Annotated in this window: 9 protein-coding genes; 6 read left to right on the top strand and 3 right to left on the bottom strand. The window is 46.2% G+C overall.

Annotated features, from left to right (window positions below):
- Window positions 1-11: 11 nt before the first annotated feature.
- From C5Z25_RS04020 to addA, 5 genes are all read left to right on the top strand, one after another.
- Window positions 12-929 (top strand): dihydroorotate dehydrogenase, encoded by a 918-nt coding sequence (locus C5Z25_RS04020; RefSeq protein WP_105451449.1) that lies wholly within the window; start codon window positions 12-14, stop codon window positions 927-929.
- A complete protein-coding gene (gene pyrF / locus C5Z25_RS04015) occupies window positions 926-1,648 on the top strand; it encodes an orotidine-5'-phosphate decarboxylase (protein WP_105451448.1) in 723 nt (240 codons plus the stop codon). Before C5Z25_RS04020 ends, pyrF begins: the two co-directional genes overlap by 4 nt.
- Window positions 1,641-2,270 carry an orotate phosphoribosyltransferase gene (gene pyrE, locus C5Z25_RS04010; RefSeq protein WP_105451447.1) on the top strand — a complete coding sequence of 210 codons (630 nt, stop codon included), beginning with the start codon at window positions 1,641-1,643 and terminating at the stop codon, window positions 2,268-2,270. Before pyrF ends, pyrE begins: the two co-directional genes overlap by 8 nt.
- A gap of 193 nt (window positions 2,271-2,463) precedes the next feature.
- Window positions 2,464-6,060 carry a PD-(D/E)XK nuclease family protein gene (locus C5Z25_RS04005; protein WP_105451446.1) on the top strand — a complete coding sequence of 1,199 codons (3,597 nt, stop codon included), beginning with the start codon at window positions 2,464-2,466 and terminating at the stop codon, window positions 6,058-6,060.
- Window positions 6,057-9,794 carry a helicase-exonuclease AddAB subunit AddA gene (gene addA, locus C5Z25_RS04000; RefSeq protein WP_105451445.1) on the top strand — a complete coding sequence of 1,246 codons (3,738 nt, stop codon included), beginning with the start codon at window positions 6,057-6,059 and terminating at the stop codon, window positions 9,792-9,794. The genes C5Z25_RS04005 and addA overlap by 4 nt, the downstream gene beginning before the upstream one ends.
- Window positions 9,795-9,865: 71 nt before the next feature.
- On the opposite strand, the gene C5Z25_RS03995 is transcribed toward addA, so the two are convergent.
- Complete coding sequence (locus C5Z25_RS03995) at window positions 9,866-10,384, bottom strand: GNAT family N-acetyltransferase (protein ID WP_105451444.1); 519 nt, start codon at window positions 10,382-10,384, stop codon at window positions 9,866-9,868.
- A gap of 141 nt (window positions 10,385-10,525) precedes the next feature.
- Between C5Z25_RS03995 and C5Z25_RS03990 the strand changes: the two genes are divergently transcribed.
- Window positions 10,526-11,167 carry an SDR family oxidoreductase gene (locus C5Z25_RS03990; RefSeq protein WP_105451443.1) on the top strand — a complete coding sequence of 214 codons (642 nt, stop codon included), beginning with the start codon at window positions 10,526-10,528 and terminating at the stop codon, window positions 11,165-11,167.
- A gap of 279 nt (window positions 11,168-11,446) precedes the next feature.
- On the opposite strand, the gene dapA is transcribed toward C5Z25_RS03990, so the two are convergent.
- Window positions 11,447-12,328: a 4-hydroxy-tetrahydrodipicolinate synthase gene (gene dapA, locus C5Z25_RS03985; protein ID WP_105451442.1), complete on the bottom strand. Its 882-nt coding sequence runs from the start codon at window positions 12,326-12,328 to the stop codon at window positions 11,447-11,449.
- A 16-nt stretch (window positions 12,329-12,344) separates the two neighbouring features.
- Window positions 12,345-13,505 (bottom strand): aminotransferase class I/II-fold pyridoxal phosphate-dependent enzyme, encoded by a 1,161-nt coding sequence (locus tag C5Z25_RS03980; RefSeq protein WP_199774928.1) that lies wholly within the window; start codon window positions 13,503-13,505, stop codon window positions 12,345-12,347.
- Window positions 13,506-13,603: the final 98 nt, after the last annotated feature.

Here is a 13,603-nt window from a genome sequence, read left to right as displayed (position 1 = left end):
AGGGGATCAACATGGAACGATTAGCAGTTAATTTAGCAGGGGTAACGTTTAAAAATCCAGTGATGCCCGCCAGCGGTACAGCCGCTTATGGTCAAACGATGGCGCAACAATTAGCACTGGGTGATTTGGGTGGCCTCGTGATAAAATCCACAACTGCCCAACCTCGCGTGGGTAATCCACGACCAACAACTGCAGTAACGTCTGCTGGTTGGTTGAATGCGATTGGGTTGAAAAATCCAGGCATCGAAAATGTGTTGGCAGAAAAGTTGCCATGGCTAGCGACGCATTATCCAGATTTACCAGTCGTTGGGAGTGTAGCCGGTAACACATTTGACGAATATGTGACAGTGGCCCAACAAATGGCAACGGCACCGAACGTTAAATTACTGGAAATTAATATTTCATGTCCCAATGTTGATCACGGTGGCTTGGCGTTTGGCACTGACCCAGCCGTGGTGGAAGCTCTAACACGACAAATTGTGACGGCGGTTGATAAACCTGTTTTTATGAAGCTAACGCCGAATGTAACGGCAATTGTTCCAATTGCGCAAGCCGCTGAAGCTGGCGGGGCTGCCGGATTAACTATGATTAATACGCTAACGGGGATGGGGATTGATTTGCAGACCCGGCAACCCATTTTAGCGCATGGCACTGGTGGTTTATCTGGCAAAGCTATTCATCCATTAGCTGTGCGGATGATTCATGAAGTTCGGCAACACACCAAGTTACCAATTATTGGTGTCGGAGGCGTCTTTACGCCAGCCGATGTATTGGAATTTTACTTAGCCGGTGCCAATGCAGTCCAAGTTGGCGCAGCGACGTATGGGCAGCCGACCGCCTGCACGGATATTATTGCGGGTTTGCCTGCAGCAATGGATCAATATGGGATTACGAGCTTAACCCAATTGATTTCGGAGGTGCAAGGATGAGTCGACCAGTGATAATCGCCTTGGATTTTCCAACTGCAACGCAAGCATTGGCTTTTTTAGACCGCTTTCCGGCACAGTTATCGTTAACGGTTAAAGTGGGCATGGAACTCTTTTACGCTGCTGGACCACAGATTGTAACGGCCATTGAAGCGCGGGGGCATGCGGTGTTTTTGGATTTAAAGCTCCATGATATTCCCCATACGGTAGGTGCAGCGATGCAGGTCATCGGTCGGTTAGGTGTTCGTTATACGACGGTTCATGCCGCCGGTGGAGCAGCTATGTTGACGGCAGCAAAACAGGGCCTGGTCGCGGGAGCTGCTGAACGTGGGTTAACAGCACCGCAGTTATTGGCGATTACCCAACTGACATCGACCAGTCAAACGATGTTGAATGATGAGCAACAAATTCCTGGCACCGTTGCTGCCAGTGTGGTGCACTATGCAAAATTAGCGCAGACGAGTGGGTGTGACGGGGTTATTTGCTCCGCCCAAGAAGTGGCAGCAATTCATGCCGCCGTTGGCCCGGATTTTATTGGCATTACGCCGGGAATCCGCCCACTAACAGCGGCGACTGACGATCAGCAACGGGTGATGACGCCAGCAGCAGCGGCGCAAGCCGGTAGTAATGGCTTAGTTGTCGGTCGACCGATTACCCAAGCAACTGATCCGTATCAAGCATATCAACAAATTTTAACTGAATGGAGTGCTAGCAATGACTGAAATAGCAGCAACAATTGCGACAGATTTATTAACGATTAAGGCGGTCACGTTACGTCCCAACGACCCATTTACTTGGGCTAGTGGGATTCATAGCCCCATTTATACGGATAATCGCTTAACGATTTCGTATCCTCAGGTTCGCCAACATATTGCTGCGGGGATTGCCGCAGTGATTCGTGCACAATATCCTGAAGCCCAAGTGATTGCGGGCGTCGCAACTGCGGGGATTCCACATGCGGCTTGGGTGGCGCAAATTCTGAATTTACCATTGATTTATGTGCGTTCTAAACCTAAGGATCATGGCGCTGGTCGTCAGATTGAAGGGGTCCTTAAACCGGATGCTAAAGTTGTTATGTTGGATGATTTAATCTCTACAGGTGGGAGCGTGCTCCAAGCAGCTAAAGCGGTTCAGGCCGCTGGGGGTGATGTTTTAGCGGTCGGTGCTGTTTTTAGTTATGAACTGGCTGCTGCCACGCAAAATTTTGCCGCTGCCAACTTGCCATTGTTTAGCTTGTCGAACTATACCACACTGATTAAAGTCGCTCGGGCCGCCAATTATATTGATGACCAAGAATTAGCCTCATTACATGCCTGGCGGGAAGATCCGGCCGCTTGGGCCTAATGATTTAAACTAAAAAAGTTAGCAAGCCCCCGAGCTTGGCTCAGCAGCCAAGCTTGAGGGCTTTTTTTGTCGGTAAGTGACCTGCATTTTTCGGGTAAAAACTGCTGGCAACGTCCTTTTTTTGTCGTGTTAATTATGCGATAATTAAACTTAATTAGTAGAACGTTTGTTCAGATTGAGGGAGGTTATTCTAGTGAGTTTACAATTCGTTTTAGGTCCAGCTAAGCAGGATCACCGGACAACGATGGTGGCCCAGTTAGTGGCCGCATTAAAGGCCCAGCCGACTGATCAGTTTTTTTATTTGGTTCCCAATCATATTAAGTTTGAGACTGAAGTTGATGTTTTAAACCGCTTGTCACAAGCTTTTGCGCAGCCCGATTTATATGCGCAAACGCAAGTCCAAGTGTTTTCGTTTACCCGGTTAGCTTGGTATTTAATGAAAAATGAAGCAGCATACCAGGTGCCGCGGTTATCAGCAGCCGGTGTCAACATGCTGCTCTTTAAAATTTTACGGGCCCATGCGACGGAATTGCAACTTTTCGGTGGGGAAAGCAACCAGACTGGTTTTGTGACCCAACTAGCAAAAGAAATCAATGAATTGCAGACCGCTAATTTAACGCCTGAAGCGGTTGTTCAATTAGCTGAACAGGCGCCAGCGGGAGATTTAAAGGCGAAGCTACATGATTTGGCCCTAATTTATGCTGACTTTACCACAGCCACTGCGGGTAAGTATCTAAAAGCGGCGGATGTGTTAGCCCAGTTGAATCATTATTTGCAACAACAGGATTTAACCGGAATGCACGTGTATGTTGAACTGGCTGGCTTTGCACAGTTACCCGCACAGGAACAAGGTATTATTACAACGATGCTGGACCGGGGCGCCGACGTGACCATCAGTCTAATGTTAGACCATGCGCGAACGGATCAAGCCCCAGATAATGGGCAGTTATTTTACCAGACAGGGCGGTTGTATTATCGACTGTATCAATATGCCCGGATTCGGCAAATCCCTGTATTAATGGATATTCAAGCGCAAACGTGCCGAGTTAGCACCGGGTTAGCTGCGTTAGATGATTATTGGCGTGGTCACCCGCAACCTATGACGCCGCAAACCGCTAGCAATGCAAATATCCAGTTATTCCGGACGGATACCCGGCAAACTGAATTAGCCCAAGTGGCCCGCCAGATTCGCCAATTAGTTGCGACTAAGGGGTATCATTATCGAGATTTCTTGGTACTGACGCGACACTTGGATCGGTATCAGACTATGTTAGCACCGATTTTTCAAACGATGGCGATTCCATTTTTCGTGGATTTGCAACGTTCAATGGCGGATCATCCCCTGGTTGAATTAATTGGGGCCTTATTTGATTTAGATGCGAAGCATTATCAATATCAGGATGTCATGCGAATTTTGAAAACTGAATTACTCGTACCGATGGTGGATGGTCAACCAATGGACCGACAAGCCTATCGGCAAGCCGTTGATTTGACGGAAAACTTTATTTTAAAGAGTGGGTATGCGGGTAATCGCTGGTTACAAAGCCAGGATTGGGAGTATTTCCAACTTACTGCTGGTGATGCCGGTGTTGAGACTGATAAGAATGCAGCAATTACCGCGCAAATTAATTTGATTCATCATTTTGTGGCTGACATCTTTCCACCATTCTTTAAAGAAATGGCGCAAGCCGTTGACGGGCGAGCGGCGGCAACGACCTTATTTAACTTTTTAAACCAACATGGCGTCGCCAAACAATTGATAGCATGGCGTGACCAAGCGTTAGCGCAACAAGCCGTGGCGACGGCTGCCGAACCTGAACAAACGTGGCAGACTTTTTGCCAGATGTTAGATGAATTTGTGACGACGCTGGGGGCTGAACCTTTTGATAGCACGGACTTTTTAGCGTTATTGCAAGCCGGCTTTGAAGGGGCAAGTTACAGTCAAATCCCAGCAACCCTAGACCAAGTGCTGATTTCCGAAAGTGGGATGGTTCAAAGTCAACAACGGCAGGTCGTCTTTATGATTGGTGCCACTGACTTAGTGATGCCTGATCGCATCATGAGTAATGAGCTGTTGAGCGATGTTGATAAGGCTGCAATGCAGCCAACCTTAGCCGAAATCCCCGGTGACCATTATTTAAGTGATACTGCTGTTATTCAATTAGGTGATGAACGGTGTTTGAATTATTTAGCCTTTATGAATGCCCAGCAAACGCTATTTTTAAGTGCACCGCTAAAAGATGATCAGGAAACTGATTTGAATTTATCTAATTACGTCAAGCAATTGCAGCAGCACTTTAAATTGCCAGTGACGACTTACTTGAGCGCACCAGATCCAACGCAAACTAAAGTTGCCCCGTTTATTGGGACTAAGTGGCGGACGTTAACGCACGTGATTCAAGTTTATCGAGAAGTCTTGACGGCTAATACTGACCGTAATCGAGTTGGAGAACCCTTGCGACCAGCGCCAATTTGGGTCTGGTTACGCCGGCGTTTGACGCAAGATTCCCAGTTTGGGGCTTTGGCGCAGCAATTGCTGACGGGATTGAGTTATCATAATGTCCCCACACCTTTGACTGCGGCCAGTGTACAAGCTCTTTACGGTAATCAAATTTATACGTCAATTTCGAAGTTAGAAGAATTTTATCGTAACCAATACGCGTACTTTTTAAAGTATGGCTTAAAGTTGCGTGAACGTGATGTGTTTGAACTTTCAGCGGCTAGCACCGGTGAGTTCTTTCATGCGGTTTTGGATGGCTTAATTAAGGCGATTCGTGCGGACCACCTTGCGTTAGCCAGTGTCACAGATGGTCGCTTGGATCATTATTTAGATCAGGTGACTGCAACGGTCTTAGCACAACCGCAATTTATGATCTTAGCTAGTTCGCAACGGATGGGCTATGTGCAGCAACAGATGATTAATACAGTACGACAAATGGCCGTGGCGATTCGTAATCAGAGCACATTTTCCGCTGCCCAACCGCAACAAACGGAGTTGTTATTTGGGAATGTGGGCCAAAATAAGGGACTACGTGCCTTGGATTTTCAAGTAGATGCGACGCACAGTGTGCATGTGCGTGGGAAAATTGATCGTTTGGATCGGATTCAAGTAGCGGATCAAAGTTATTTAGGTATCGTGGATTATAAGTCTTCAACCCATCGCTTTGATTTTCAACAAGCCTACTATGGCTTAGCGATGCAAATGCTAACGTATTTAGATGCGGTCTTGGCCAATGAACAAGCAATTGTGGGCACCGATACACCGGCGCCAGCCAAAGTGAAGTTGGCTGGTGCATTATACATGCACATTCAAAATCCGACGCTCAAACCTAGTGATGTAAAGACGGGCTTTGAAGCTGCCGTCTTAAAAGCGAACAAATATAAAGGCATTTTATTGGATGATCCGGACTTATTAACGCAATTGGATAGTGATTTACAACAGCAAAGCGGAGTTTCCAAAATTTATCCGTTCCGGCGTAAGACTTCTGGCGCTTATAATCATGCTAATACGCGGACGCCATCCTTGGTGACAGAAACGCAATTGACCCAATTGTTGGCGCATAACCAGGAGCTGATTGTCGCCGCTGCGCAGGCCATTTTTGCGGGTGCAGTCGCATTGAATCCAGTGCGATTGACCGATAAGACGACAGCATTACAATATTCGCCGTATTTATCAATTATGCAATTTGATGCGATGTTAGCGGAAAATAATTATCGGGACATGCCACCGTTGACAGCTGCTGAGGTGTTGCAACGGTTAGCGGACGAACAAGGAGGTCAGTCAAAATGACAGCATTTACAACCAGTCAACAAGCGGCAATTACGCAACAGGGTAATAATTTGTTGGTTTCAGCTTCGGCAGGTTCTGGGAAGACGACCGTGTTAATTGAACGTATTATGCGCAAATTAGCCGCCGGGACAAATCTGGACCAATTGTTAGTGGTCACATTTACGAATTTAGCCGCTAAGCACATGAAACAAAAATTAGAACAACAATTAAATGCCCAAATCTCCAAGTTGTTGAAAACTGAAGCTGGTCAAGCCCAGACCTCCATAGCCGTGCAACAATTACGGCAACAGTTGAATTTACTCGGTGTGGCCAATATTAGTACCCTAGATGCTTTTTGTTTACGACTGATCCAACGGTATTATTACGTTATTGATTTGGACCCGGTGTTCCGATTACTAACAGACAATACGGAAGGTCTCTTGATTCGTGACCAAGTTTGGGGCGCCGTCCGTGAAAAGTTATACGGTGATGATGGTGAGCTATTTGCTTTATTAACGGCCAACTTCTCGAATGATCGTAATGATGATGGCCTCAGTGCGCTAATCATGCGATTATTTGATTTTGCCCAATCAACACCAGATCCGAATGCCTGGTTAAACGCGTTGCCAGCGAACTATAACTTGAAGGCAGCCACAGTAACGACGGCAGATTTTTATCAGACGCAGTTGTTACCGATATTACAGACCGAAGTTCAAACCATGTTAACCACTAATCAACAAGCCATTACAATTGCCCAAGGGGTGGACTTGGAAGCCAAGACGGTGACTGCTTTGCAACTGGTTCAGACCCAATTAACGACTTTACAGACGGCTTTAACCACGGCCAGTTGGAATGAGTTACGCGATCAATGCCAAACGTTAAAGTTTGGTCGTTTGAAGAAAACTTATAAAGACGACGAGCTCCGCACGACAGCCGCCGCCACGGTCGGTACTTTAGTCGATGGCATTAAGAAACAACTGAAACAACTCAGTGACCGTTACTTTGCGGCGGATGAACAGCAGGTCTTGGATATCATGACCGGGGCAGCGGCCATTGTAACGGAACTCGTGCATGCGACCCAACAGTTTAAAACGGCCTTTGCGGCGGAAAAACGGCGTCGCCACGTGTTAGATTTTAGTGACTTGGAACATTTGGCACTCCAGATTTTAACGCAGGATAGTGACAGTGGGCGGGGCGCTTTAGCCCAACTACGGGCGCAGTTTGAAGAAGTGATGGTGGATGAATATCAAGATATTAATAGTCTGCAAGAGACGATTCTCCAGTTAATATCGCGACAAACCCCAGGTAATATGTTTATGGTGGGCGATGTTAAGCAATCGATTTATCAATTCCGACTAGCCGACCCCTTATTATTTTTAACGAAATATCGTGATTATGGTCAGCAGCCGACGCATGGTGATCGCATTGTATTAGCTGAAAACTTCCGATCGGTTGAAAATGTGGATAACTTAACGAATCTTATTTTTAGTCAATTAATGGATGCACCGGTTGGCCAGATTGAATATGATGAAGCGGCTTATCTTAAGTATGGTCCAAAAGATTACCCCGCTGATTTACCGCAGACGACGCATTTATTGCTCTATCAAACGGGACAAGCTACGCCAGCAGTCACGCCGGATGTGGAGGCAGATTTTGCGATTGATGATCCTGCTGAAGGTAGTATTCGGATGGTGGCTCAAAAGATTTTAGCGTTAAAAGCGATGGATCGACCAATATATGATCGGACTACCAAGACGTATCGACCGTTTCGCTACAGTGATGCGGCGTTGTTAGTTCCGACCCGTAATCATAACTTAACGATTATTGATATTTTTAAGCAATTACAGGTGCCAATTGTGGTCAATGATGCACAAAATTATTTTCAGACGACTGAAATTCGAATTATGATGGCTTTACTGAGTATTATTGATAATCCGTATCAAGATATTCCATTAGTGGCCGTTTTACGATCACCCATCGTCGGCTTTGATGAAAATCAATTGGTTTATTTACGGATTCAAGATAAAACCAGTGATTATTTTCAGGCGTTACAAACGTTTTACACCGAGTATCCGCAACGTGATCATAATCAATATGGGGATGTGGTGTTTGCCAAGCTTGAGCAGTTTATGACGCAATTGACTGAATTTCGCGATTTAGCTCGGCGTAATCAACTTGTTACGTTGATTTGGCGGATCTATGAACGGACTGGTTTCTTAGATTATGTTGGTGGGATGCCCGCTGGAAAACAACGACAAGCAAACTTAAATGCGTTGTATGAACGAGCGCATGCTTATGAAGCTGGGAGTTTTAAGGGCTTATTCCAATTTGTTCGGTTCATTAAACGGATGCAAGCTAAGGATCAGGATTTGGCGTCAGCAGTGGCTGACACGGATACCGAAGCTGTTAGCGTAATGACGATTCATGGGAGTAAGGGCTTGGAATATCCAGTGGTCTTCATTATGGATCTCGATAAGCAGTTCAACCAGACTGATACACGGCAATCCGCTTTATTAGATCGGCAAGCGGGGATTGGGATTACTTACTTGGATCCTGAAACTCGGGTCAAATATCCGACGTTACCAAGATTAGTCACGCAACAAGTCGTTAGTCAGAAATTGCGGGCTGAAGAGATGCGGAAATTGTACGTGGCGATTACGCGGGCTGAACAACAATTGTATCTGGTAGGAACCATTGAAACCATTGAGGTTGCCACTAAGCAATGGCGGCGTGTTTTAGATACGCCACAACGGGTGTTGAATGCCCAAGCGCGCATCACGGCTAAGAGTGACTTAGATTGGCTGGGGATGACCTTGATTCGCCATCCAGATTTAAAAGAGTATTGGGATGGGATGCAACCGGCATTTTCATTTACGGATGATAAGACTCACGTCGCAATCGAATTAGCGGATACTAAGACGTTTGTGACGACCAATACGCCGGCTGCAGCGGCGCAAGACACTAATAGCGTGGATTTAGTAGAGGCGCACGTCACTGACACAGTTCCGACTGCCACGCAAACAGCTGTCGCTCAGCTCTTGGATTATCATTATCCAGATCAAGTGGCGACGGCAACGACAGCCTATCAGTCCGTTTCAGAAATTAAGCGGGTCTTCGAAGATCCGGATACACCGCTGATGCAAGCCAATCCATTAGTCACAGCCCAGCCAATCACTAGTCGGTATGTGACGGATGATTTAGGGCAACCTGAGTTCTTACAAACGGCCCAAGCCCCGACTAGTGCCGAAGTGGGGAGTGCCACGCATTTGGTTTTGGAACAGTTACCGTTGATGCAACCAGTAACGCTGACAGTGGTTACGACGACCATTGCTGATTTAGTGGCAAAACAAGTCTTAACAGCGGCAGTGGCTGCCTTGGTATCACCGGCTGAAATTGTGGGTTTTTATACCAGTACGTTGGGCCAACAAATCTTAGCGGCACCAACGAATGTGCATCGTGAAGTGCCATTTTCATTATTAATGCCAACCTGGCGCTTGTTTGATGAATTTGATCAAACCGATGAGAATAAAATTCTGATTCATGGGATTATTGATGGGTATTTAGAAACGCCGGCTGGCTTGATTTTGTTTGATTATAAAACTGATCATGTGAAGCAACCAGCTGACTTAATTAAACGTTATGCCGGGCAGGTTAACTTATATGCCAAGGCATTAGAATCAATGTATCAACGGCCGGTGGTGCAAAAAGTCTTGTACGCATTGGCTAGTCAAACCATTGTGACGGTTCCAAATTAATTTAAGCAGTGGTCAAATAATTCGAAATCGGCGGTCATTCTTTTTTTGAATGACCGCCGATTTTTAGATTATTAAAGGTTAAGTTGATAAGCATTGCGCTGATCGGTAACGTCGCCGTCCATGACGACGACGCCTTGATACGTAAAGCCAGCTTTGAGAATTACGTGCTGCATTCGTTGATTTAAAGCGTGCGTGTCGACGCGTAATTGTCGAAAGCCAAGTTGGTGGCTCAAGGTGATCAGATTACTGAAATAAAAGTCAGCCAAATGTTGGCCATGATAAGCACCAGCAATGGCAATCCGGTGAATTGACGTGTAAGGAGTCGTTGCGTCAATCCATTGACCAGCTTGCATGACTTGGTAATTAGGGTCCGGAGTAGTGAGTAAGGCAGCAGTTCCTGCAATCTGACCATCGACGATTAATAGCCAGGCGCGCTTAGCCGTAATATCAGCTTGGATATCAGCAGCAATGGGATAGCCATCCTGCCACTGTGGAATCTGATCGTTAGCGAGAACGGTCCGGGCTTGTTCAATAATGGCTAACATGGCGGGTAAATCCGCAATAGTGGCGGTACGAACGTATTTAAGCATGGCGGATAACTTCCTTCTTAATTGAGATGGCTCTTATTATAAGACTAATCTGAGACTGGGACAAATCCTGAAACATATTGATACCAAGTTAGTGATGATTAGCTTTATAATAAGAACTATTAATAATTGGGAGTGACGAATATGAAAGTATTTATAATTGGGGCTCATGGCCAAATTGGTAAGAAGATTGTTTCAAAGTTAGTGGCCCAGGGCGATCAAGTCTTTGCTGGGATTCGTAACACTGATCAGGCTGAAGCTTTTGAAGATGCTGGTGCACAACCAGTTAAGTTCGATTTATTAGCACAACCAGCCGAATTAGCGACCGCTTTTGCAGGGATGGATGCCGTGGTATTCGCAGCTGGCTCGGGTGGTAAAACTGGATATGATATGACCTTAATGATTGATTTAGATGGGGCCGTTAAGTCGATGCAAGCAGCTGAACTGGCTGGTGTACAACGCTATCTGATTATTAGTGCAGAATTTGCGGCGGATCGTGAAAAGTGGACGTCAACTTTGAAACCATATTACGTTGCCAAATACTATGCGGATGATTGGTTAAAAAATCGGACGCAGCTTGATTATACAATTCTACAACCTGGGGGCCTGGTTAATGATGCTGGGACTGGTAAAGTGACTGTTAACCCTGGTGTTGGTGGCGAAATCACGCGTGATGATGTTGCCACGTTTGCCGTTAAAGCCTTGGCAACGCCAGCGACGATTGGTCAAACGATTACGTTGATTAATGGTGATACCGAAATTACGACAGCTGTTAAAATGGCTTAAACCACCGGCTAAAACTAAATTTAAATCGAAAAAAAGCTTGGCATTCATTCATGATGCCAGGCTTTTTTGGTACTGATTGCGTTACTGTTTGTTTTTTGAATGGTTCACAACTAACATTGTGCCTAACACACTAATCATGACTATGGCTATTAAACCTAAGGTGCCCCCTAGCCACATGAAGGGGAAGCCACCGAAATACCAACCACCACACATGTTCTTCACCACTTTCTACGAACCGAATTATAACTTCATTATAACTGGTTCTTAAGGGATAAAGAACTATTCTGCCTTGAAGGTTAGTTGATCAGTCAAGGTCGCTTGCTGGGTCGGTGTTAGGGGTAGGATGGGTAACCGTGGCTGCCCAACGTCGCAGTGGCGTTGATTTAAAGCTGCTTTGACTGGCGCCGGTGAGGGTAAACTGAACAGTGCCGCCATTTTGGGAAATAGCTGGCGTTGGCGTTGACCCGCCAACGTAATTTGACCAGTATCTAAGGCCGTGAGCATTGCTGACATTTCATCGCCAAATAGATGACTAGCAACGGAAATAACCCCATGAGCACCGAGTAATTTAGCTGTCAGGGTCTGAGCATCTTCGCCAGTATAAACGTAAAAATCACGTGGGGCCTGTTCAACGACGGCGGCTAGTTCTTCTAAGGAAGTACACTGCTTAACGCCAATAATATTTGGATGTTGAGCCAGTGTTAGGATGGTATCAACTTGCATTTTAACGCCAACGCGACTGGGAATATTGTAAATCATCAGCGGCAACCCGCCACGATCAGCGATAGCGGTAAAGTGAGCTAGCATCCCAGCTTGATCGGGTTTGTTATAAGGTGGCACCACGACTAACGCCGCATCAATCCCGACGATTTGACTGGCTTGGCGTGTTAAGGCAATGGTTGCGGCGGTATCATTTGATCCGGTATTCGCCATCACTGGGACCCGCCCAGCGACAATTTGCGCGGTTGTTCGAAACAGGGTTAACTTTTCAGAATGAGTTAAGGTTGGTCCCTCACCAGTTGTGCCACCAACGAGTAACCCATTGGTATGGTGGGCAAGTAAGGTCTCAATTAAGCCCTTTAAACGGGCATAGTCAAGCTGATTTTGGTCATCGAAGGGCGTGACCATCGCCGTCATTAAAGTTGCGGTTGTAAAATCCATTGTAAAAAACCTCCGTTTATAAATTTTGACGTTGGGCACACCAAGTTGCGAGTTGATTCATCCCTTGACGCAAAGCGGCTTCGCTAGCCGCATAGCTGATTCGAAACCAACCTTCACCAGCGGCGCCGAAAGCGGATCCCGGAATAACAGCTACCTGTGCTTGTTTGGCTAACTGAGTTGCAAAATCCAAGCTGGTTCCTTTAAAGTCAGCGGGAATTTGAGCGAAAAGGTAAAAAGCACCAGCCGGATGGAGATAGTTAAGGCCAATTTCGTTTAGTCGCTGCATTAAGTAATCCCGCCGGTGCTGATAACTGGCCCGCATCTTGGGGCCATCGGCTAGGCCATTAGTGAGGGCCTCAATCCCCGCCATTTGCGTAATGGAACTCGCAGAAGTCACTAAGTATTGATGGGTCTTTTTCATTTCAGTCATGAGGGACTGGGGGGCCATAATGAAGCCCAGGCGCCACCCTGTCATGGCATGTGATTTGGACAGGCCGTTGATGGTAATGGTACGTTCTGGATATAGGGTTGCCAAGGCCACATGGGGTTGGTCGTAGGTGATTTCACTGTAAATCTCATCGCTAATGACGAGTAAGCCAGCTTGACGAATGACCTTGACTAGTGCGGCTAATTCCGAGCGGGTGTAGGTGACCCCGGTCGGATTTGTCGGGTAGTTTAAAATAATGGCTTTTAAGTTATCTGCGTGATGGGCCTGAATGGTGGCGGCTAAGACTGTTGGTGTCAACTTATAGTTACTGGCCGTGGTGTCAATGGGAATGACTTGGGCTTGGGCCATTGCTAATACGGGCTCATAGCTGGTGTAGCAAGGCATAGGCAATAAGACGCCATCACGGGGATTGAGCAGGGTCAGTAAACTCGTTGCCACCGCCTCGGTAGCCCCGACCGTTGCTAGAATTTCATTTGGTTGATAAAGTAAACCGTATTTTTCGTGAAAATAATGGCTAGCTGCCACTTGTAATGCTGGAAATCCCATTAATGGTGAATAATGACTGCAATCAGCTTGGATGGCACGGATGGCTGCTTTTTTGATATGGTCAGGCGTTGGTAAATCCGGTTCGCCCACGGTTAATTTGATAATGTCAGGAATGGTGCTGATGGCCTCATCGAAACGGCGGATACCAGAGACTTGAATTGTTTTTATAATGTGATTAGTCAATTAAATCAGCTTCCTCTCCTCAAGATTAATGCCTATAATAGAGAAAAACTGTATTGATTAAAATAGACACTTTTGACAAAAATGAAAGGACAGTTAGC

The sequence above is a fragment of the Lactobacillus sp. CBA3605 genome, from assembly GCF_002970915.1.
Classification (GTDB): domain Bacteria; phylum Bacillota; class Bacilli; order Lactobacillales; family Lactobacillaceae; genus Lactiplantibacillus.
The sequence above is the reverse complement of the archived record's forward strand: the minus strand, read 5'-3'. Positions and strand labels throughout refer to the sequence as shown.